The sequence below is a fragment of the uncultured Lacinutrix sp. genome (genome assembly GCF_947500605.1).
Classification (GTDB): Bacteria; Bacteroidota; Bacteroidia; order Flavobacteriales; family Flavobacteriaceae; genus Lacinutrix.
This window is the reverse complement of record NZ_CANMSJ010000003.1, coordinates 126494-147787: the sequence shown is the minus strand read 5'-3', so window position 1 is coordinate 147787 and position 21294 is coordinate 126494. Positions and strand designations below refer to the sequence as shown.

Annotated in this window: 19 protein-coding genes; 9 read left to right on the top strand and 10 right to left on the bottom strand. The window is 31.8% G+C overall.

Annotated elements, in window-relative coordinates; translation table 11 throughout:
- Positions 1 to 50: 50 nt before the first annotated feature.
- Positions 51 to 791 carry a 1-acyl-sn-glycerol-3-phosphate acyltransferase gene (locus Q0935_RS05850; protein WP_299383255.1) on the top strand — a complete coding sequence of 247 codons (741 nt, stop codon included), beginning with the start codon at positions 51 to 53 and terminating at the stop codon, positions 789 to 791.
- Between the two features lie 95 nt (positions 792 to 886).
- Here Q0935_RS05850 and Q0935_RS05845 read toward each other — a convergent pair whose 3' ends face one another.
- From Q0935_RS05845 to Q0935_RS05835, 3 genes are all read right to left on the bottom strand, one after another.
- The gene (locus Q0935_RS05845; protein ID WP_299383254.1) at positions 887 to 2923 is read right to left on the bottom strand and encodes a hypothetical protein; all 2037 of its coding nucleotides are present in this window, start codon (positions 2921 to 2923) and stop codon (positions 887 to 889) included.
- Positions 2924 to 2935: 12 nt separating this feature from the next.
- Positions 2936 to 3478 (bottom strand): sigma-70 family RNA polymerase sigma factor, encoded by a 543-nt coding sequence (locus tag Q0935_RS05840; RefSeq protein ID WP_299383251.1) that lies wholly within the window; start codon positions 3476 to 3478, stop codon positions 2936 to 2938.
- Positions 3479 to 3663: 185 nt separating this feature from the next.
- The gene (locus Q0935_RS05835; protein WP_299383248.1) at positions 3664 to 4455 is read right to left on the bottom strand and encodes a TerB family tellurite resistance protein; all 792 of its coding nucleotides are present in this window, start codon (positions 4453 to 4455) and stop codon (positions 3664 to 3666) included.
- A 260-nt stretch (positions 4456 to 4715) separates the two neighbouring features.
- Here Q0935_RS05835 and Q0935_RS05830 point away from each other — a divergent pair, with 260 nt between their 5' ends.
- The 4 genes from Q0935_RS05830 to Q0935_RS05815 all read left to right on the top strand — a co-directional run bounded on the left by Q0935_RS05830 (position 4716) and on the right by Q0935_RS05815 (position 7630).
- A complete protein-coding gene (locus Q0935_RS05830; RefSeq protein ID WP_299250319.1) occupies positions 4716 to 5126 on the top strand; it encodes a BrxA/BrxB family bacilliredoxin in 411 nt (136 codons plus the stop codon).
- A 115-nt stretch (positions 5127 to 5241) separates the two neighbouring features.
- Positions 5242 to 5979, top strand: a complete 738-nt coding sequence (locus Q0935_RS05825; protein WP_299250321.1) for a 1-acyl-sn-glycerol-3-phosphate acyltransferase — start codon at positions 5242 to 5244, stop codon at positions 5977 to 5979.
- A 4-nt stretch (positions 5980 to 5983) separates the two neighbouring features.
- Positions 5984 to 6970, top strand: a complete 987-nt coding sequence (locus Q0935_RS05820) for an acyl-ACP desaturase (protein WP_299250323.1) — start codon at positions 5984 to 5986, stop codon at positions 6968 to 6970.
- Between the two features lie 3 nt (positions 6971 to 6973).
- Positions 6974 to 7630, top strand: coding sequence for an HD domain-containing protein (locus Q0935_RS05815; RefSeq protein ID WP_299383245.1), 657 nt, complete (start codon positions 6974 to 6976; stop codon positions 7628 to 7630).
- Here Q0935_RS05815 and Q0935_RS05810 read toward each other — a convergent pair whose 3' ends face one another.
- On the bottom strand, positions 7631 to 7801 hold the full coding sequence (locus Q0935_RS05810; protein ID WP_299250327.1) for a hypothetical protein: 171 nt from the start codon (positions 7799 to 7801) through the stop codon (positions 7631 to 7633).
- A gap of 2 nt (positions 7802 to 7803) precedes the next feature.
- Positions 7804 to 8676, bottom strand: coding sequence for an AraC family transcriptional regulator (locus Q0935_RS05805; protein ID WP_299250574.1), 873 nt, complete (start codon positions 8674 to 8676; stop codon positions 7804 to 7806).
- A gap of 202 nt (positions 8677 to 8878) precedes the next feature.
- On the opposite strand from Q0935_RS05805, the gene Q0935_RS05800 reads away from it, so the two are divergent.
- Positions 8879 to 9475 (top strand): hypothetical protein, encoded by a 597-nt coding sequence (locus tag Q0935_RS05800; RefSeq protein ID WP_299250329.1) that lies wholly within the window; start codon positions 8879 to 8881, stop codon positions 9473 to 9475.
- 85 nt (positions 9476 to 9560) lie between these two features.
- Here Q0935_RS05800 and Q0935_RS05795 read toward each other — a convergent pair whose 3' ends face one another.
- The 4 genes from Q0935_RS05795 to hemH form a co-directional block, all read right to left on the bottom strand.
- A complete protein-coding gene (locus tag Q0935_RS05795; RefSeq protein ID WP_299250330.1) occupies positions 9561 to 10343 on the bottom strand; it encodes an enoyl-CoA hydratase-related protein in 783 nt (260 codons plus the stop codon).
- 45 nt (positions 10344 to 10388) lie between these two features.
- Complete coding sequence (locus tag Q0935_RS05790; RefSeq protein ID WP_299250332.1) at positions 10389 to 11837, bottom strand: ATP-binding protein; 1449 nt, start codon at positions 11835 to 11837, stop codon at positions 10389 to 10391.
- Between the two features lie 221 nt (positions 11838 to 12058).
- On the bottom strand, positions 12059 to 12607 hold the full coding sequence (locus Q0935_RS05785; protein ID WP_299383242.1) for a CopD family protein: 549 nt from the start codon (positions 12605 to 12607) through the stop codon (positions 12059 to 12061).
- Positions 12608 to 12609: 2 nt separating this feature from the next.
- The gene (hemH, locus tag Q0935_RS05780) at positions 12610 to 13638 is read right to left on the bottom strand and encodes a ferrochelatase (RefSeq protein WP_299383239.1); all 1029 of its coding nucleotides are present in this window, start codon (positions 13636 to 13638) and stop codon (positions 12610 to 12612) included.
- A gap of 183 nt (positions 13639 to 13821) precedes the next feature.
- Here hemH and Q0935_RS05775 point away from each other — a divergent pair, with 183 nt between their 5' ends.
- The gene (locus Q0935_RS05775; RefSeq protein WP_299383236.1) at positions 13822 to 17298 is read left to right on the top strand and encodes a TraB/GumN family protein; all 3477 of its coding nucleotides are present in this window, start codon (positions 13822 to 13824) and stop codon (positions 17296 to 17298) included.
- A gap of 69 nt (positions 17299 to 17367) precedes the next feature.
- On the opposite strand, the gene Q0935_RS05770 is transcribed toward Q0935_RS05775, so the two are convergent.
- On the bottom strand, positions 17368 to 18270 hold the full coding sequence (locus Q0935_RS05770; RefSeq protein ID WP_299383234.1) for an AraC family transcriptional regulator: 903 nt from the start codon (positions 18268 to 18270) through the stop codon (positions 17368 to 17370).
- A 178-nt stretch (positions 18271 to 18448) separates the two neighbouring features.
- Here Q0935_RS05770 and hemA point away from each other — a divergent pair, with 178 nt between their 5' ends.
- Positions 18449 to 19708: a glutamyl-tRNA reductase gene (gene hemA / locus Q0935_RS05765; protein WP_299250342.1), complete on the top strand. Its 1260-nt coding sequence runs from the start codon at positions 18449 to 18451 to the stop codon at positions 19706 to 19708.
- Positions 19701 to 21284 (top strand): hydroxymethylbilane synthase, encoded by a 1584-nt coding sequence (gene hemC / locus Q0935_RS05760; protein ID WP_299383232.1) that lies wholly within the window; start codon positions 19701 to 19703, stop codon positions 21282 to 21284. The genes hemA and hemC overlap by 8 nt, the downstream gene beginning before the upstream one ends.
- The last annotated feature ends 10 nt before the right edge of the window (positions 21285 to 21294 follow it).

Below are 21294 nucleotides of genomic sequence, written 5' to 3'. Positions count from 1 at the left end.
ATTTTTTTTCAATTAAAATAGCTCAAAACAATTATGTATTTTTGGCGCCTATGGTTGTATTTAAATACATTTTCTGGTTTTTATACCGTATTTGGTTTTACATAATGGTTGCATTACCTATTATTATTATGTTTCCTTTTTTAATAGTCTCTATTTTAAAAGAATCTTGGTATCCTTATTTCTTTAAGTTAGCGCGTATTTGGGCGCGTTGTATTTTAATAGGCATGGGTTTCAATACTAAGATAACAAGAGAACAAATGCCTGAAAAAAGCAAGAGTTATATGTTTATTGCCAACCATACGTCTATGCTAGACATTATGCTAATGTTGGTTACTGTTAAAAACCCGTTTGTTTTTGTTGGTAAAGCTGAACTTGCAAAGATTCCGCTATTCGGTTTTTTCTATAAGCGCACAGCTATTTTAGTAGATAGAAACAACCCAAAAAGTAGACAGGCTGTGTTTTTAAGAGCACAAAGACGTTTAAAGCAAGGTTTAAGTATTTGTATTTTCCCAGAAGGCTTAGTTCCAGAAGAACACATTATTTTAACCGATTTTAAAGATGGTGCTTTCCGTTTAGCTATTAATCATCAAATACCAATTGTACCTATTACTTTTGGTGATAATAAAAAACGTTTTTCTTATACTTTTTTTAGTGGTGGCCCAGGAAAAATGAGAGCGAAAATTCATAAATTTATTGAGACTGAAGGCTTAACTAAAGAAGATGCTAAAGCTATTAATGCACAGTCTAAGTCTATTATTTATAATCAATTATTGGTTTTTGGTTCTAAGTAAATAGAATAGAAATGTCATTCAGAGCGAAAGCGAAAAATCTTACAATAAAGATTCTTCAGTCGTACCTCCTTCTGAATGACAGATAGTTGATTTAATTAAAATGAATCACTTAAATTCTCTAGCTCCTTTTTCAACTCTTGTATTGATACTTCTTTAAATTCTAAATTTAGTTTTGGTTTCGCTTTTATAGTTGTCTCTTCTTTAGCTAAAAACAATTTATCTTTAGTCTTTTTTATTGCGATTACAACAACTTCTTCATCAATAGGAATGTTTCCAAAATCGAACTCATCAGCATTTTTTTTACTAGGTAAAATAGAGCTTATGTTTTTAAAAACTAATTTTACAATAGTACCTTTAGTGTCTTTTATTTTTAGTTTGAACTTTACTTTGCTTTTTTTAGAGTTAACGAACCTGTCACAGTTTATCCAACCTAAATTTGAAGATGAAAAACTATAGCGTTGAATATCATTATTACTTATTGTAGCAAGAATACCATTTGTTGCTTTAATTGAGTCTACTCTTTTTTCAAAAGATTCAGTAAAACGTCTATCATTTTTAACAGTTACAGAGTTATTAGAGCTTACCGTTTCACCTTCTAGTGTTATTGTAAAAACTAAATTATAACTTGTTTTTACCGGCTTATTGTTTTGTTTTCCAGGAACTAATTGAGGAATTAATTCTAAAATTCTAATCGTTTCGTCTCCCAATTGTTTTGCAGGAGCTCTTACACTTATTTTTCCAATGTTACCTTTTTCATCAATTTCAAAACTACTGTAAATACGTTGCTTACCATTAAGACTTAAGTTTTCAGCAATACTCGTATTGAATTTTCTTTTTACTAATTTATCTACAGCATCAGACATACATTTTCGTCTGTCATTATTATTTTCAGTTTCGCAACCTGGATAAATTGGAACATATTCTATAGACTGAAAGTGCACTGTAACATCTTCTTCCATTAATTTTACAACAGGAACATCTTTAATACTTAAAAAATTATCTTCCGCCTTATTCTCTAGCTTCCAATTAACACCTTCATCATTCTCTTCTCCTGAGAACAATTGCATGCTTGTCTTGCCTTTATTATTAAAAATCATCTGTATTTTTCTACCATGTTTCAACTTAAGCCTGGCACCTCTTTTGTTGGCTTCGAGATACAGCATTCCTCCTGTTTCTAATTGTCTATCATCAGATTTTGTAGTTAAATTTCCCAATAACATATCAGACAACTTATAATATTCTGTAACTTCAAGATTAATTTTCCCTCTTGCTAATTTTCCTGTTTTTACATCCACAAAAGACTTCGCAGGAATAGTTAAAATAGTTCCTTCTTTGCAAGTAACTTTAAAATCTTTTTCGGTATTAACTTCTATAATTTGAGGCGTCTTTTTAACCGTTTTAAAAAACGTAATTAACTCATTATCCGTTGCTTTTAATTCTTTATCCTCATTTCTACTATTGAGATTGTTTTTTATAGCAACTTCTTCAGAACCATATTTTGCTTTATTAATTCTACTCTCAATAAAAACAGTATCTCTTTTAGACTTTAAGTGCTTTAACTCAGGAAAAGACTCATTAAACTCTTGTCTTGTAAAACGACCTAAGTCCTCCAAAGTTTCTACTTCTCTCATGTATTTTACACCTCCATAAGCTTTAGTCAACTCCTTGTCTTCAATTGTTTCTACAATCCTTTTAACAACTGTAAATCTCTTCTTAACAGAGTCCACCAATTTTTCTGGCAATGCAATTTCCTTAGCTTTATTTTCTGATATTTTTTCTACAATAATAGAATCTGAAACAGTTTTAATTATACTATTTCTTGACTCTGTAATTTGAGAGGTTTCGCTCTTAAAAATGAAGCTATAAATTAAAGTCGAAACTAAAACTACTCCAACCACAAACCCTACATATTTCATCCATTTAGCACGAGTGTAACCTTGTTTTGCTGCATTAATTTCCTTTTTTAAACCCACACGATTAACACCTTCTAAAATAGTTAATTGCTCACTATAAAGTTGCTTAAATTCTGTATCTGTTTTTAGCCTGTTTTCAAAACTTAGTCTTTCAGTTTTAGAAAGCGTTTTATCTAAATAAGCGTTTATTAAGTCTATATTTTCTATATAATTTTTCATGCTGAATTCGAATTAAGGTTGAACGGTTTTAGCTGTTGTTCTGTAGATGTCTTTTGCTTTTTGTAAGCATTTATACTTCTGGTTTTTGGCAATTTTTTCGCTTTTAAATTGCATAACCTCAGCAATGGCTTTAAAAGACATTTTTTTGAAGTAAAACCGTTGTAGTAATTCTTGACATCGTTCTCCTAATTCGCGAAAAGCGCTCTCGGCAAAGCGATATTTTTTTTCTTCTAATACATGATGAAATATTGAGACTTCGTTATCTTTTAAATCGTGAAGTTCTTGTGTAGAAAATTTGTTTTGCATGTCTTTCCAGACAAACCTGGAAACAGAATACAAATAGGTAGAAAATGAAGCAGTTAATTTAAAATCTGATTTTTGCAGATTCCGATTTAAAATAATTAATGCTTCTTGAAACACATCTTGTGCATCCGATTTTTTCCCACCTTTAGATAGAATAAGTTTTTCTATTCTTGGGTAAAGTCTATATAACTCTTTAAAAGCCTTGCTTCGCTTACCATTTTTAAAAAGTTCCAATATTTTTTGATCGCTCATAAATAGTTGTTTACTTATTAATGGTTGTTTTGCTAAAAGGTCTCCTAAATAATTTAAAATTAATTAGTCATTGCGAGGAGGTTAAAAGTGATAATTAATTGAATTATATATACATTTCATAAGATTGTCACGTCGCAAAAAAAGTTCCTCGTAATGACAGATACTAATGTCTATAATCTGTCCACTTAAAAACCACGCTCCTGTTGCAGCTGCTCGTAAGCCTTTTGTACTTGTTTAAATTTATCCTCGGCTCCTTTTTTGTGCTCTTCTCCTAAGTGCTCAACTTTGTCTGGGTGGTATTTTTTAGCCATATTTCTATAGGCTTTTTTAATTTCGCTTGTAGTAGCAGATTTTGTGATTTCTAAAATTTCGTAAGCATTATCGCTACTATTATAAAACATTGCTTTTATACTATTATAATCGCGAGAACTAACACCTAAATAACCTGCTATTGTGAAAATTTGACGTTCCTCGTCATCGGTTACCATACCATCGGCTTTTGCGATACCAAATAAAAAGTGCATAAGTTGCAAACGAGACGAGTGATCCATCATTTGCTGTATTTGCATACATACTTGACGTAATGGCACCGTTTGCTGGCTTACTTTTTTAAATAACTCGAATGCTTTATTTGCTCTGTCTTTACCATACATACCAACAAATTGCTTACGCACGAAATCTAGTTCGCGTTGGTCTTGTACGCCATCGGCCTTTATAACTACTGTTGCTAGAATTAATAAACTAACCTCAAAATCTCCAGAGGTTGTTTGTGCTCTTCTTTGTTGTTGTGTTCTATAGTTTGGTCTTCTGCCTTGTTGCGAACGCTCATCATTAGATGTGCCATCGCCTATTGTAAAACCTCCTTTACCTGATGCTAAAGCATCTCCTAATCCACCAAGTGCTAATCCTATTATTGCTCCTATTGGTCCACCAAAAGACCAACCTATTGTGGCACCAATCCATTTTAATCCACTCATTATCCTGCTATTATTTTTAAGATTGTAAATATAATACTTTGTTAGTTGTCAATTCCTTTGTTTTGTTACGACTATTAGTAGGTAAGTGCGTTAAGGATGGAACGGCATGTTTGAGCTCTTTTTTGTTTTTCTCAAAAAAAGCGAGTAGTGATAGCCTGACCTTATGGCACGATAGTGATATAAGGTAACGCCATAATAATAATTGCATGGTTTTTGATTAACTTTGCATAAGCAGAATATTAATATAAAATTTAGAAGATATGTATCCAGCAGAAATGGTAAAACCTATGAGCGAAGATTTAACAAACGCAGGTTTTGAAGCATTACATACAGCAGCGTCTGTTGACGAAGCTATAAAAAGAGAAGGAACTACGTTAGTAGTTGTAAATTCGGTTTGTGGTTGTGCAGCAGCAAATGCGCGTCCAGGTGCAAAAATGAGTTTAAATAATGATAAAAAACCTAGCAATATCGTAACTGTATTTGCAGGTGTAGATAAAGAAGCGGTAAACCAGGCAAGAGGTCACATGGTACCTTTTCCTCCAAGCTCGCCATGTATGGCTTTGTTTAAAAATGGAGAATTAGTACACATGTTAGAGCGTCATCATATTGAGGGTCGTCCTGCAGAATTAATTGCAGAGAACCTTGTTGATGCTTATAACGAGCATTGCTAGAAAGCATTAGACTTTAATAGTGAGCATGTAGCAACTATTAAACTAAGTATTATAGAAAAACCACGCTTTTTAAGTGTGGTTTTTCTATTTTTGATATATAGATTTTATAGTACAAATGAGAAAAATTTTAGCATATCCATTAACTTGTCTTTATTTCCTATTTTTTGGGTTAACTCTACTTGTTTTCCATCCAATACAATGGCTTTGTTTTAATGTGTTTGGATACAAAGCACATAAAAAGAGTGTCGATTATTTACAGTTTTGCTTAATGCGCTGTATTAATCTTTTAGGGTCTACGCATAAGTTTATTAATCCTTATAAACTAGACAACTCTCAACCTGTAATAATTGTTTCTAATCACCAAAGTATGGCAGATATTCCGCCAATGATGTGGTATTTTAGAAAACACCATGTAAAGTTTGTGAGTAAAAAAGAATTAGGCAAAGGTTTACCTAGTGTGTCTTACAACTTAAGACACGGAGGATCTGCTTTAATAGATAGAAAGAATCCAAGACAAGCTATTGTAGCTATTAGAAAATTTGCAGATTATATAGAATCCACAAATAGAGCGGCAGTTATTTTTCCAGAAGGTACTAGAAGTCGTGATGGTAAGCCTAAAAAGTTTCAGACTAAAGGTCTTGAAACTTTAGTAAAATATATACCTAGCGCTGTAATTATTCCAGTAACTATTAATAATTCTTGGAAAAATTTACGTTATGGAAAATTCCCTATGGGCATTGGAAATAACTTAACTTTTGAAGCTCATAAACCTGTTAAATCTAGTGATTTTGAAACACAGGAATTATTATTAGCACATATTGAAAACACTATAAAAAACAGTATAAAACTTTAAGATTATGTCATTAAAAAATATAAGATTAGAAGTGATGTCGTTTTTAGAAAAAGACATAGAAACACTAATAGAAAAATATTTAATTCCGCCAGAAACGATTTGGCAACCAACAGATTTTTTACCGAATTCTGAAGGTCCAAACTTTCTTGAAGAAGTAAAAGAAATTAGAGAATTATCTAAAGAATTGCCTTACGATTTCTGGGTAGTTTTAGTTGGAGACATGATTACTGAAGAAGCGTTACCAACCTACGAATCTTGGTTAATGGATGTTGAAGGTGTAGATCAAGGAGGCAGAAATGGCTGGGCTAAATGGGTAAGGCATTGGACAGCTGAAGAAAACCGCCATGGAGATGTGCTTAATAAGTATTTATACCTTTCTGGACGTGTTAATATGAGAGAAATCGAGCAAACCACACAGCATCTTATTGCAGATGGTTTTGATATTGGTACTGCTCAAGATCCTTACAAAAACTTTGTTTATACTAGTTTTCAAGAGCTAGCAACTTACGTTTCTCACAATCGTGTTGCTAAGTTAGCAAAGCAAAAAGGAAATAAACAATTGGCTAAAATGTGTAAGATTATTGCTGGTGACGAAATGAGACACCACCATGCTTACAGCGAATTTGTAGAGCGTATTTTTGCTGTAGATCCAAGCCAAATGATGTTAGCGTTTCAATACATGATGAAACAAAAAATTACAATGCCTGCTCACTTTTTAAGAGAATCTGGTGGTAAAATAGGCTCTGTTTTCGAAGAGTTTTCTAATACAGCACAGCGTATTGGTGTTTATACTTCTATGGATTATATTGAAATTTTAGAAAAACTAACGAAGCGTTGGGAAATAGATAAAGTTACAGGTCTTACAGATGAAGCTGAAAAAGCTCGTGATTACTTAATGAAATTGCCTTCGAGAATGATACGTTTGGCAGATAGAATAAAGGTTCCGGAAAACTCTTACCAATTTAAATGGGTAGAGCCAGCAAAATTATAAATTATGCTAGATCATGATTTAATAGAAGCTACAAAAAACTTTGTAAAAAAAGAATTAGCAGGTGCCGAAGGTGGACATGATTGGTTTCATATAGAACGTGTTTATAAAAACGCGCTACTTATAGCTAAAAACGAAAAAGTAGACCAACTAACCGTCGCTCTTGGTGCCTTGTTACATGATATTGCCGATAGTAAATTTCATAATGGAGATAGTACTGTTGGACCTAGAGTAGCTGCAGCATTTTTAATTAAACAAAATGTAGATTCTAATATTATAAATCATGTGGTTAAAATTATAGAAAACATCTCTTACAGCTCTAATATTGGCAATAGAGATGTTTTTAAATCTATAGAGTTAGATGTAGTTCAAGACGCAGATAGATTAGATGCTTTAGGAGCAATTGGTATTGCTAGAACTATAAATTATGGAGGCTTTAAAAATAGAACTATTTACAATCCAGATATTAAGCCCAATCTTAATATGACAAAAGCAGAATACAAAGCTTCTTCCGCACCTACAATAAATCATTTTTATGAAAAGTTACTGCTTTTAAAAGACAAAATGAATACCAAAACAGGAAAAAAAATTGCTAGCCAAAGGCATGATTTCATGTTATTGTATTTAAAACAGTTTTTTGCAGAATGGAATGGAGAGAAATAATTAACTTTCTTTAGCGACTTCTAAAGCTGTAATTTTATATTCTAAAATTGCGATTTCTTCTCCGTATTCAATAATTTGATCTGCTGTTAAATTTGAATTAGAATTAACAGCATCAATTATTTCCTTACTTTTTTGATTATAATACTGTAATGCTGATTCAATTTTATCCATAATTACTGCACCATTGCTTTTAGCTCTCCTCTATACTTAGAAGCACTTTTACCTATTACTTCACTAAACACTTTGTTAAAGTGTGAAAAGTTATTAAAACCACACTCAAAACAAATATCTGTAATACTACTTTGGCTTTCTGTTAATAGTTTGGTAGCATGAAACACTCTAAATTCGTTTACAAACTGTGTAAATGTTTTTCCTGTTACTTTTTTAAAGTAACGACAAAAGGCAGGAACTGTCATGCTTACATAGTTTGCTATTTCATCTAAAGTAATGTGGTTTTGATAGTTTTTACTAACGTATTTAAAAATTTTATCTATTTTATCACTATCCTGTGGCTGTGTTTCAAATACATATCCATTTTCATTTAACACCACATAATCGTCTGTTAATGCTAATAGCTCTAATATTTCAAGAAGCTTTGTTATTCTTTTAATACCAGTGTATTTTGTTAACTTCTCAATTTTAGGTCCAACAATTTTTTTAATCTCAGGTTTAAATAGAATACCTTTTTTAGCACGTTCTAGTAATTGAAATATGTTTTTTAACTCTGGAAGAGTTTTTAAAGTTTCTCCTAAAAAGTCTGGATGAAACTGTACCATTGTCTCTTTACCTTTAGATGTTAAACGATCTGTAAAGCCGTTATGCGGCAAGTTAGATCCAATTAAGATTAACTGACTATTATTAAAGTAAGATAAATGGTTACCAATATGTCTTCTACCTTTTCCTTTATTAACATACACCATTTCAATTTCTGGATGAAAATGCCAAAACGCTTCGCTACGTTTACGCTTTTTAGTTTTCTCAATAGTTGTAATAGAACTACCAAAATTTGGGGTGATTTTTTTAAATGTAGGTTTAGTATTCAAAATAAGTAAAAGCTTTAAACAAAATTACAAAATAAAGTGTTCTCCACCTATGCTAATTTAGCATTAATATATGCTAAATTAACATATATCGTTTTCGTAAATAACATCGAGGTTAATTTAGCATACATAGTAGCCAAATCACTTGTTTTTAGAACTACTCTTTGCCTGTACCTTTGTCCACATAATCACTTAAAAAAATAAGATTATGAAAACATTAATGAAAAACACTTTAGTATTAGCAATGGTATTTGCTACACTAATCAGTAACGCAGCAGAATTAACTTCATTATATAATGAAGAAGACGGAAAAACTACTTTAGTTTTAGAGAATGTAAGCCAAGGAGACATGCTACTTGTAAAAGATGCTTATGGCATTATTCTTTACAGAGAAGCTATTTTAGAAAATGGGAAATACAATAAGTCTTTTGACCTTACAACATTACCTAATGGTAGTTACATATTTGAATTAGATAAAAAATCTGACATTAGAGTTTATCCTTTTACAGTAGATTCTAAAACAGTAACATTTGATAAGGAAAGCTTAATGGTTATTTATAAGCCAAGAGTAAAAACTGAAGATCAAATGATAGCAGTTAACACTTACAACCCTACAAAATCTACCTACTCAATAAACATTTATTACGGTACAGAACATGACTCTTACGAGAAAATATATTCTGAAACTATAAATGATTCTAGTATTATCGCTAAGAAATACACTTTATTAAAAGATAGAACCGGGGATTATAAAATTGAAATCACTGTAAACGACAGAACATTTACAAGTTACTCTAGTCTTTAATAAAAAAGAAAATCAAACAATAAAAAAGGAGCCAAATGGCTCCTTTTTTATTGTTTACTATTTAGCAAAATAACATCTCCCAATCTTATTTTCCTGGGAAATCTGCTTTACGTTTTTCTAAAAAGGCAGTTGTTCCCTCTTTAAAATCTTCGGTACCAAAGCAATTTCCAAATTCCTCTATTTCAGTTTCAAAACCGTTAACACCATCTTTAAAATTAGCATTCACAGCATTAATTGCTTTGCTTATTGCAACAGAAGAGTTACGCATAATTTTGCTCGCTATTTTTAATGCTAAAGGCATTAATTCTTCCTGTGTTACTACATGGTTTACTAAACCGTAATCTTTTGCTGTATTAGCATCTATCATCCCAGCAGTCATTACCATTTCCATAGCACGACCTTTACCAACTAATTGCGGTAAACGTTGCGTACCTCCATAACCAGGTATTACACCTAAAGAAACTTCTGGCAATCCCATTTTTGCATTATCGCTCGCCAACCTAAAGTGTGCTGCCATAGCCAATTCTAATCCACCACCAAGAGCAAAACCATTTACGGCCGCAATTACCGGTGTACTTAAATTCTCAACAAAATCGAATAACAACTCCTGACCTTTAGCTGCTAATTTCCCTCCATTTTCTACGCTAAAGTTTGCAAATTCACTAATATCTGCACCTGCAACAAAAGCTTTTTCACCACTTCCTGTAATGATTATTACTTTTATTGCTTCGTCATTATTTGCTGCTTTAAAAGCCTCATGAAGCTCTCCTATGGTCGCTTTGTTTAATGCATTTAATTTTGAAGGTCTGTTTACCGTAATGGTTGTAATTCCATTTTCATTTTCTGATAGTATGTTTTCGTATTGCATTGAAAAGTATATTTATAACCTCTTTGTTAGTAGACGTTTTGTTATTTATTTTTTTGGGAAGGCAACAGTAAAAGTTGTCCCTTCATCTTTCTTAGATACAAAGGTAATAGTTCCACGATAAGTTTCCACAATATTTCTAACCATCGCAAGACCTAATCCCATTCCGCTTGATTTTGTAGTAAATTTAGGCTCGAAAATTTTAACTTTATTTTCTTCGGAAATACCAATTCCATTATCTGAAACCGTAATTTTTACACCTTCATTTTCTTCAATTACATTAACAATAATCTGTGGTAATCGTCCTTCTGGAATGGCTTGAATTCCATTTTTTATTAAGTTGGTAACCACTCGAATAAGCTGTGTTCTATCGAAACTTGCTATAATTTCTTTTCTATCCGATTGAAAAGTGATGTAATTCTCATTAAAAATATCGAGAGTTAAATCTACAACCTCAACAACATTAAGCGTTTCCGTTTTTTGTGCTGGCATTTTTGCAAAATTTGAAAAAGCTCCTGCAATAGAACTCATAGTGTCTATTTGTTGTATTAAGGTTTTAGAGTATTCATCTAGTTTCTGGTGAATATTCTCGTCCTGAGGATCAAACTTTCTCTGAAAACTTTGCACCGTTAATCGCATTGGAGTTAATGGATTTTTTATTTCATGAGCAACCTGTTTTGCCATTTCTCTCCAAGCCTGTTCTCGCTCACTTGTAGCTAGTTGCACTGCACTTTCTTCAAGCTCATCAATCATTCTATTGTAAGAATCTACAAGCGTTGAAATTTCCTCACTTGTATCTTGAATGTTAATTTTTTCGTTACGTTTTTCCAAACGCGTCGCGTTCATTTTCTCACTAATGGCTTTAATTGGTTTTGTAATGTAGCGCGATAAGAAAAAAGCCAACGCAACTGCCATTAACAAGACAACTAAAGAAGTATATGATAAACGTTCTAAAAATTCATTTAATTCTTTAGCAAGAAAATCATCGTTTTCTAGATAAGGTAAATTAATAATTGCTAAATCTTTGTATTTTGAATCTGTAATAAAACGATAAGAAGACCTAAAAGTTTCTGTACCTTCCTCTCGCCTATCTTCATAACGGTGTTCGGCAGTATTAGAAAGTGTGTTTAAAACTTTAGGTTCTAAGCATTTTTCGGTTGATGGTTGCAATCCCGATTTAGATGAAATTAACAACGAACCTTCCAAGTCGTATAAGTTTATTTGAATATTGTGAACCTCTGCAACTTCATAAATTTTCATTTTAAAAATAAGAGGAACATTTTCTGTAGTGACCGGAAATGAGGTTTCACGGATAACAAAATCTAAGCTTCTTATTATTGCTGTTTCTTTTCTATCTAAACGTTGTTTGTGGTAATCTTGAGTTTCTTCGTTGTATTGATATATGGCAACTGCTGCAATTAATACTGAAGATAGCACGACTAACAAAATCATGGCTATAAATATCCTGGTACGTAAAGACAGTTTTTTTAGTTTCATGCGTTTTTTCTATTACTTTTATCTGTCGCATGCTATTAGTCAATTTCTTTAGAAGATTAACTTTTACGTGCTCGTTTTAGTCTATTTTTTTTCTTACAATAAAGATAACAATAATCGAACCATTATTTAGCGTTAGTGATCGCAACGGCATCCTTTTTTGTGAGCGCTTATGCCAAAAAAGATATAGTGGAGCGCACGACCTTTAGGTAACGCCCAAAAAATTATGCTCTTGGATTATTCTTTCGAATATTCTTGTACAGTTTAAAACCTAACATTAAAAGTAGTGCTAAAACAAAAATACCTATGACACCAAAAATCCAATTAAAGGCACTCTTTAATAATACTAAAAAGATAACCGCAAATAAGATAAAAGTAGCGCCTTCGTTCCATAATCGCATAAAACTAGAACTCTTTTTTACAATATCGTTTTGTAATTGCTTAAAATACACATGAGTTTGCAAATGATAAGCAATAAGTAAAACAACGAAACCTAGTTTTACTTGCATCCAATCGTTTTGAATAAGGTATGGGTTTAAATAGAATAAAGTCAAACCAAAAAACACAGCTAAAATTCCAGAAGGCCAGGTAATTATTGTCCACAATCGTTTCGCCATTAACTTTAATTGCTCTCCTAAAATTTCTTTATCCGGAGATGGTTTATGGGATGCTTCAATTTGGTAAACAAATAGCCTTGGAATATAAAACAAACCAGCAAACCAAGTGATTACAAAAATAAGATGCAATGCTTTTATATAATTATAGTACTCCATAATTAAGCTTCGATTGGCTTTTTAGACCATTCGTTAATCCATTTTGCTAATAATGATACCCAGTCTTTATTGGTGTTTAAACAAGGGATTGTTGAAAATTCTTTTCCACCCATTTCGTGAAAAATCTCTTCGCCTTCCATTGCTATTTCTTCTAAGGTCTCTAAACAATCACTAACAAAAGCAGGAGTTGCTATTGCCATAGTTTTTATTCCTTTTTTACCTAAACGCTCGATAGTTCTATCTGTATAAGGTTGTAACCATGGATCGAAACCTAAACGCGATTGAAACGATGTAGAATACGTATCGGGTTCTAGTTTTAAATACTCACCAACCAAACGTGTTACTTCTTTACATTGGTGACGGTAACAAAACTCGTGCGCTTTACTTGCTGTTTCACAACAACTACCATCTATTTTACAATGCGATTTTGTAATATCGCTTTTACGAATGTGGCGCTCTGGAACACCATGATATGAAAATAATAAGTGTTCGTATTCTTTACCTTTTAAGTCGTCTTTTATACTATTAGCCAAAACAGTAATATATTCTGGATTGTTATAAAAAGCAGGAAGTGAGTCTATTTTTAAATTTGGAAAAAATTCCTGTCTTATTTCTTCGGCTAGAACTAAAATAGTCTCTGTTGTTGCCATAGCAAATTGCGGATATAACGGTATTAAAAATACCTCGTCGCAACCTTTATCTACTAATTCTTGTAGTCCCTTTTTAATGGTCATACTACCATAACGCATTGCTAAAGCTACAGGAAAATCGACCTGTTCTTGCACTTTTTCTTGTAATTGCTCGGACAATACAATTAAAGGAGAACCATCTTCCCACCATATTTTTTTATAAGCTGCGGCAGATGCTTTTGGTCGTGTGTTTAAAATAATTCCTTTTACAAGCAAAGTTCTTGCCCAAAGAGGAACATCTATTACACGCTCATCCATTAAAAATTCTCCTAAATACTTTTTTACATCTTTAGGCTCTGGGCTTTCTGGTGACCCTAAATTTACAAGTAATGCTCCTTTCATTCTTTCTTTTTTTATTTCCGCGAAGACGGGAATCTGCTTTTTCTTTTTTTACAAAAATACAATACTATAAGATACTAAACGAAATATTAAAAAACTGCTTATGTTATAAACACGTTAAAATTCTATATTTTACATATAGTTTAAGTTAAATAAATATATTTATAGTTCATTTTATTCTCGTCTATGCACAAGTGCCTTATTATATATGCTACTTTTTTTTGTTTTTTAGGTTTTTCTCAACAGCAAGAACAAAGTTTACTCTGGGAGATTTCTGGTAATGGCTTACAAAAATCGTCTTACATCTATGGTACCATGCACGTTAGTAAAAAAGTAGCTTTTAGATTAGACGACGTATTTTTTGATGCACTTTCTAAAAGTGAAGCTATTGCACTTGAAAGTGATCCTTCTACATGGTTAAACCATAGTTATGAAAATGCAATTTTATCTCCTCAAAATTCAAGCGGCAATTATAGAAGTGGATTTTACTCCTCAAAATTTAGCTTGAAACATCCAAACGAATTATTAATTAGAAGTGCCATACGACAAGACAACCGTATGTTGAACGGTTATTTGTATAGAAAAAGTTCGCGTTCAGATAATTTTGAAGAAGAAACCTACCTCGATATGTTTATTTATCAAGCAGGGAAAAAGAAAAATAAACCTATTATTAGCCTTGAGGACTTAGACGAAGCCGAGTATTTAACTAGCAAAGCAAGCACTAATGCTTACAAGAAAAAAATAGATCCTTGGTTAACCGAAATTTACGAAAAGGAAAGTCCACATTTACTTCAAGAAAGCACTTATCGCGAACGTAATCTAGCGCTTTTAGACTCTATTGGAGAAGCTTCTAATACTCCATATTTTAGAGAGAACATGCTTTACATTAGAAACGATAACATGGTAAAAGTTTTAGATAGCGTTATGCAAAAACAATCGGTCTTTGCTGGTGTAGGCGCTGCACATTTACCTGGAGATCGCGGCATGCTTAAAACACTTAGAGATAAAGGTTACACCGTAAAAGCATTACTAAGTGAACAAACACAAAACGGACAAACAAAAAAACAGTCTATAGAAAACTTTATTGCTCCTCCTGTTTTAAAAGAAACTGCTACTGCTGATGGATTTTTAACTATGAAAAGCTTTAGTGATTTAAAAGAATATTTCTACAACGGACAAAAATTCTCTATCTCACCAGACATGACTAATGGTGCTTTTTTAACTGTTAGCCGTTTTAATTTATTCGATTATTTACCTAATGAAGAAGAAATTACTTTAGACCGTTTTGAGAATTTTTTGTTCGAAGATATTCCCGGAGACATTATTTCTAAAGAAAAAATAATAACTCCTTTTCCAGGATTAAGTGTTTTAAACAAAACAAAAAAAGGTGATTACCAAAAGTACCACATATATAAAACACCATTAGAACTTGTTGTTATAAAATTTGGAGGCCCTAAAAACTATGTTTTAGATTACGAAAAGGAAATCTTTAACTCTATTCATTTTAAAACACCATCTAGAACCATAGAAACATTTAAGTCTCCTTTTGGTAAATACCAAGTGCTTTTACCTGAGTTTAATACGCAGGACAATCTTAAAAATGCAGGTAACAAAATAATTCAAGCTAATATTGGCGATGATTATTATTTTTTAAAAGAGTCTGTAAATCAAGACACTTACTATATTGAAGAAGATGAATTTGAAGCGAAATACATAACTAAAAGCTTTTTTAAAGACTTAAAAATTGAAGATAGTATCTTTGGTAAATTTAACAACGGAACTTACAAGAGTTACGAAGCTGTTGCTAAATTCGATTCGGTTTCAAATAGAAAAATCTATTTAAAAACCATTGTAAAAGATGGCAGTTATTACCTATTGGGTTATTCTGGTTTCGAAAAAGACAAAGCTTCTGCCTACTTTAATTCTTTTAAGTTTAATAAAACCAAGTATGATGGTTTCGAAACTAAAATAGATACGTCTCTTCATTTTTCTGTAGTAACAAATACTAAACCTGTTATTATAAGCTACAATCGTAATAACAGACAAAAAACAAAAGATTACGAAGCAATTACAAAGCAAACAAACTATTACTCTAAAGCTAACGAACAAATTTCTGTTATTAGAACTAAGTTTCATGATTTTCAAATGTATACCAATATTGATAGTTTGTGGAAAGAATTAGACGACTCTAGACTACCAAAATATAAAGGTGACGATATCAAAGTTTTTAAAATTAACAACAAGAAAAAAACATCTAAAGACAATACCTATACTTACAGCTACACACTAACAGACTCTCTAAGCGCTAAAGCGATAAGAGTTAAGCATATTGTAAAAAAGGGAGTGTTATTTACTATTAAATCTTTAAACGATTCTATAAACGAGCCTTCTCCTTTTATTAAAAATTTCTACAAGACATTTAAACCCATAGACACTATTATGGGAGAAACTGTTTTTAAAGATAAAACTCAACGCTTTTTTGAAGCGCTTAAAAAAGACGACAGCATTGTAATGAACACCTACAATCTATTAAAATTTAATAAATCGCACACCAATACCATTATGGATTTGATTGAAAATTTCGAGTTCCCTAAAAATAAAGAAAACATAAAAACAAACTTAATTAACGAACTTATAGAACTAGAAGACAACAAGGTCATTCCTTTTTTAAAGAATTTATATGTAGACTCTTATTCTAATCCTAGAATTCAAACCACTATTTTAAAAGCCCTTTTAAACAAAAAAGACAAAAAATCTCATCAAGACGTTTTGGCTTTAATGCAAAAAGATTTACCGCTAGAGCAGTACGATGTTCAATCACTTTTCTACACCTACAAAGATTCATTAGAACTAAAAAAAGACCTGTTTCCTGAGCTTTTAGAATACACAAATATTCAAGAATACAAAGAACCTATTTACAATTTATTAGCAAGATTAAAAGACAGTAGTATTATAAAACCAAAGGATTACAAAAAATATAAAAAGGCTATTATTAATGATGGTAAAATTGAAATTAAACGAGGCTTAAGCAAAAATTCTGGATACCACTCCAGAAACAGCTCGCTATACAGCTATGTGAAGTTAATTTTTCCTTTTAGAAAAGAATCTATAGCCGAAAGTTTTTTCGAGAAATTAATAGATAGTGAAAATGCCGAAGCACTTACCACTTATTATGCCTTATTAGAAAAGGAAAAAGAAAGCATCCCTGAAAAACTAAAAAACAAAACCTTGGACGACTACAAAAACCAAGCACTATTAGTCAACAAACTCTATGCTTTAAACCTGAAAAAACCTTATTTAGCAGAAAAAGTTACACAACTTAAATATGCTAAATCATATTTATTCAGCACTGAGAATATTGAAATAGGCATAGATTCTATTTCTTTTTTAGCCGAAAAGACTTTTAAAACAGATGATGGCAAAAAAGGAGTCGTGTACTTTTTTAAATTAGATACTAAAAACGAATATGGAGATTCTAAAAAGCTTTACTACGCAGCATTTTTAAATCATGAAAAACAAAAAGAATTAGTTACCAATGTATACTTCCAATCTGGATATAGTGGTAAGTATATGGAAGAGAACGAAAAAGAAGACCAAGTTATAGAGGAAATTATAGACTTAGTAAAATACAAAACACGAAAGCGTATTAGCGGAAGGCTCTAATTTTAAAGCCATCAAAACATACTCAAAAAGAAATAAACACTTAATAATCGTGCTTTTATCGCAAGAATTTTAACCCACAGACTGCACATATTTTTTAGGCGTCGTTCCATACTTTTTCTTAAAAGCAGCAATAAAATGACTAGAAGTACTATAGCCTACTTTTAAACCAACCTCATTAACATTATGCGCTCCAGATTCTAATAGTTTTCTAGCGAATTCCATTTTATAATCTAACAAAAAGCTAAAAACAGAATCACCATATATTTGCTTAAAACCTTCTTTAAGCTTTTTAAGTGTCAATCCTATTTCGTCTGCTAATTCTTGTAAACCTGGTGGCTCTGCCATTCGAGAAATGACAATATCTTTAGCTTTTCTAATTTTCAACACATTAGATTCATCTACTAAAAAAGGACATTGATCAATATCCGCATCCTCACTTCTATTAAAATACAAACTTAAAACCTCGTAAGCCTTTGCTTTAAAATAAATATTTTTAACACTGTGGTTTAAGTTATAATTTACGAGTTGGTTTAATGCAATCGCCATAGATGGTGAAATTTTACCATCTTTATAATATTTTTTATCGCGATTATCTTCACTTAAAAAAGTAATATAATCTGCTTCTTGAGAAAACAAACCGTGAAATTGCTTAATAGAAATTAACACAGAAACTAACCAAGAATTTGGCTTAACTTCTAAATGAATAGGCAAATCGCGTTCTGGATTGTATAATAACAAAGAAGTCTCTTCGGCTACATTTAAAGTATAACTCCCTTTATTAAACAAAAATTGACTCTCCCCTTTTATACAAAAGTGAAACTGAATAAAGCTACTATCTATTTCACGCTCAATAACCTTAACCTCCTGTGTATCATTTTGATGGGTTAAAATAAAAACACCATCGTCTGCACGCGTTTCTAAAAAAAAACCTTTAGCGATACTTTTGTCTATTTTATTTTCAGGATTTAGCATAACTCTATTTAGATTTGTTCTAAACTACAAAGCGGATAACGCTTGTAACTTTAGCAAATATAGTGCTTTTGCCATTTTAAAGTAAAAAACAACGCAAAAAAACCACAAGCGACACTATTAGTTCTTTTAGCGTTGTTTTATCGCATAATGAGATATTATTTTTGCTAACGTTAAGATTATGAAACAATATCACATTTCAAAAGGAACAACGTTTTACGCGATTGGCTTAAGCTATAAAAAAGCTGATGCTGAAATTCGTGGTCACTTTAGTTTAAGTGAAGACGCTAAATTAAATTTATTAAACCAAGCTAAGACCAATGGTATCGAGAGCTTGATAGTAACTTCTACCTGTAACAGAACCGAAATTTTTGGTTTTGCAGAACATCCTTTTCAACTTATTCAATTACTTTGTGAGAACACAAAAGGAACTGTTGAAGAGTTTCAAGAAGTGGCATATGTTTACAAAAACAAAGATGCTATTTCGCATATGTTTCGTGTTGGCTCTGGTTTAGATAGCCAGATTCTTGGTGATTTCGAAATAATAAGTCAGTTAAAAACTGCTGCAAGAATTTCTAAAAAACATGATTTACTTAATCATTTTATAGAAAGATTAGTCAATGCTGTTATTCAAGCAAGTAAACGTATAAAAACAGAAACCGATATTTCTTCTGGAGCAACATCTGTTTCTTTTGCCTCTGTGCAATACATAATGAAACATGTTGAAAACGTTACAGATAAAAATATTTTACTTTTCGGAACAGGAAAAATAGGAAGAAATACTTGCGAAAACTTGGTAAAACATACCAAAAATGAGCAAATAACCTTAATAAATAGAACTAAAGACAAAGCAGAAGCTATTGCAGGTAAATTTAATTTAATTGTAAAAGACTACGCTAACCTTCAAGAAGAGATTAATACTTCGGATATTTTAATTGTTGCAACAGGAGCACAAAATCCTACAATCGACAAACATATTATTCAATCTAAAAAAGAATTATTAATCTTAGACTTATCAATTCCAAAGAACGTAAACGAGAACGTACAAGAACTAAGCAACGTTAAACTTATACATTTAGATGATTTATCGCAAATTACCGATGAAACATTAGAGAATAGAAAACAACATATTCCTTTAGCCGAAACTATAATTCAAGAAGTAAATACTGAATTTAATAGCTGGTTAGAAACTAGAAAGTTTGCTCCTACAATAAAGGCTCTAAAAATAAAATTACAAGATTTTAAAAAGGCCGAGTTAGATACGCAACGCAAAAAAATTGCTAATTTTAATGAGGAACAAGCCGAATTAATAAGCAATAAACTTATTCAGAAAATAACTAATCACTTCGCTCATCATTTAAAAGACGAAGCAATTTCTACAAACGATAGCCTGGAACTTATTCAAAAAGTGTTTCAGTTAGAACCAATAAAAAATGTCTAGAATAATAAGAATTGGAACTCGCGATAGTGAGTTAGCGCTTTATCAAGCCAGAGCTGTAAGACAACAATTAGAACAATTAGGTCACAAAACAGTACTTGTTCCTTTAAAGTCTACAGGCGATATTGTTTTAGATAAGCCACTTTACGAACTTGGCATTACTGGAATCTTTACAAGAACTTTAGACATTGCAATGTTAAATGGAGACATAGATATTGCTGTACATTCTTTAAAAGATGTACCTACGGTTTTACCAAAAGGCATTGTACAAGCTGCCGTTATGAAACGTGGTAACGTACGCGATACTATAGTTTTTAAAGGTACCGAAGAGTTTTTAGGTGGACGCGAAGCAGTAATTGCAACAAGTAGTTTACGTAGAAAAGCACAATGGCTTAATCGTTACCCAACACATACTATTGAAGATATTCGTGGTAATGTAGCAACACGCTTAGAAAAACTAGACAATACAGAACACTGGGATGCTGCTATTTTTGCCGCAGCTGGACTTGGACGTTTAGATGTGCGACCAGAAACGGCAGATAATTTAGAATGGATGGTTCCTGCTCCTGGACAAGGTGCAATTATGACAACCGCTCTAGAAGAAGACGAGGAACTTTTAGCAATTTTAGCTGAAATTAATGACGAAGAGACTGAAATCTGTACGCAAATAGAGCGTGAATTTTTAAACAGATTAGAAGGTGGATGTACTGCGCCTATTGGTGCTTTATGTTATATAAAAGACGAAGAAATTTTCTTTGAAGGTATATTATTAAGCCCAAATGGAACTAAAAAAATTACTGTAGAACGCGTTAAAGCGCTTGGAGAACATAGAGACATTGCAGAGTGGTGTGCAAACTACGTAATAGGCAAAGGTGGTAAGAGTTTAATGGATGCTATGAAGGAAACTAGCAGACCAACTAACATTTACTCTACCAAATCTTTTACAGAAGATCAACGTTTATTGTTTCACGAGAAAGTGACTCCTAAAAGTAGTGATTTTGTAAAAATAAACTTAAATAGAATTGCACCAAGATTCTTAAAAAACGAAATTGAAAACGTAGTTATTACAAGTAAAAATGCTGTAGAAGCTTTACTTACTAATTTTTCGGCAATAGAATTACAATTTAAAAACATTTACTGTGTTGGCCGTAGAACAAAGCGCATGGTAGAAAAAAGGATTGGAAAAGTAAGACATAGCGAAAACAATGCTAAAAAATTAGCAGAGTACTTAGTTGAGTTTATGGAAGGTAATGAAGTTACATATTTCTGTAGTGATTTAAGATTAGACGATTTACCAACGATCCTTAAAGAAAACAATATCGACGTTAAAGAAGTTGAAGCTTACCAAACAAAATTAGACAGCATTAAGGTTGATGATTCAGTAGAAGGTATTATGTTTTACAGTCCGTCTACAGTTAAAAGTTATAAACAAGAAAACAACGTTGGAGAGAAAACCATTGCATTTTGCATTGGAGAATCTACAGCAAAGGAAGCTAGCAAGCATTTTAAAGATGTAAGAATTGCAAAAATTCCAACCGTAGAAAGCGTAATTGAGCTGGTTAACGGACACTATGTATAACATAAGTTAA

Excerpts from the sequence above, each read along its gene's own strand:
- Q0935_RS05850 (WP_299383255.1), top strand. The coding sequence starts at position 51 with ATGGTTGTATTTAAATACATTTTCTGGTTTTTATACCGTATTTGGTTT.
- Q0935_RS05845 (WP_299383254.1), bottom strand. The coding sequence starts at position 2,923 with ATGAAAAATTATATAGAAAATATAGACTTAATAAACGCTTATTTAGAT.
- Q0935_RS05840 (WP_299383251.1), bottom strand. The coding sequence starts at position 3,478 with ATGAGCGATCAAAAAATATTGGAACTTTTTAAAAATGGTAAGCGAAGC.
- Q0935_RS05835 (WP_299383248.1), bottom strand. The coding sequence starts at position 4,455 with ATGAGTGGATTAAAATGGATTGGTGCCACAATAGGTTGGTCTTTTGGT.
- Q0935_RS05830 (WP_299250319.1), top strand. The coding sequence starts at position 4,716 with ATGTATCCAGCAGAAATGGTAAAACCTATGAGCGAAGATTTAACAAAC.
- Q0935_RS05825 (WP_299250321.1), top strand. The coding sequence starts at position 5,242 with ATGAGAAAAATTTTAGCATATCCATTAACTTGTCTTTATTTCCTATTT.
- Q0935_RS05820 (WP_299250323.1), top strand. The coding sequence starts at position 5,984 with ATGTCATTAAAAAATATAAGATTAGAAGTGATGTCGTTTTTAGAAAAA.
- Q0935_RS05815 (WP_299383245.1), top strand. The coding sequence starts at position 6,974 with ATGCTAGATCATGATTTAATAGAAGCTACAAAAAACTTTGTAAAAAAA.
- Q0935_RS05810 (WP_299250327.1), bottom strand. The coding sequence starts at position 7,801 with ATGGATAAAATTGAATCAGCATTACAGTATTATAATCAAAAAAGTAAG.
- Q0935_RS05800 (WP_299250329.1), top strand. The coding sequence starts at position 8,879 with ATGAAAACATTAATGAAAAACACTTTAGTATTAGCAATGGTATTTGCT.
- Q0935_RS05795 (WP_299250330.1), bottom strand. The coding sequence starts at position 10,343 with ATGCAATACGAAAACATACTATCAGAAAATGAAAATGGAATTACAACC.
- Q0935_RS05790 (WP_299250332.1), bottom strand. The coding sequence starts at position 11,837 with ATGAAACTAAAAAAACTGTCTTTACGTACCAGGATATTTATAGCCATG.
- Q0935_RS05785 (WP_299383242.1), bottom strand. The coding sequence starts at position 12,607 with ATGGAGTACTATAATTATATAAAAGCATTGCATCTTATTTTTGTAATC.
- hemH (WP_299383239.1), bottom strand. The coding sequence starts at position 13,638 with ATGAAAGGAGCATTACTTGTAAATTTAGGGTCACCAGAAAGCCCAGAG.
- Q0935_RS05775 (WP_299383236.1), top strand. The coding sequence starts at position 13,822 with ATGCACAAGTGCCTTATTATATATGCTACTTTTTTTTGTTTTTTAGGT.
- Q0935_RS05770 (WP_299383234.1), bottom strand. The coding sequence starts at position 18,270 with ATGCTAAATCCTGAAAATAAAATAGACAAAAGTATCGCTAAAGGTTTT.
- hemA (WP_299250342.1), top strand. The coding sequence starts at position 18,449 with ATGAAACAATATCACATTTCAAAAGGAACAACGTTTTACGCGATTGGC.
- hemC (WP_299383232.1), top strand. The coding sequence starts at position 19,701 with ATGTCTAGAATAATAAGAATTGGAACTCGCGATAGTGAGTTAGCGCTT.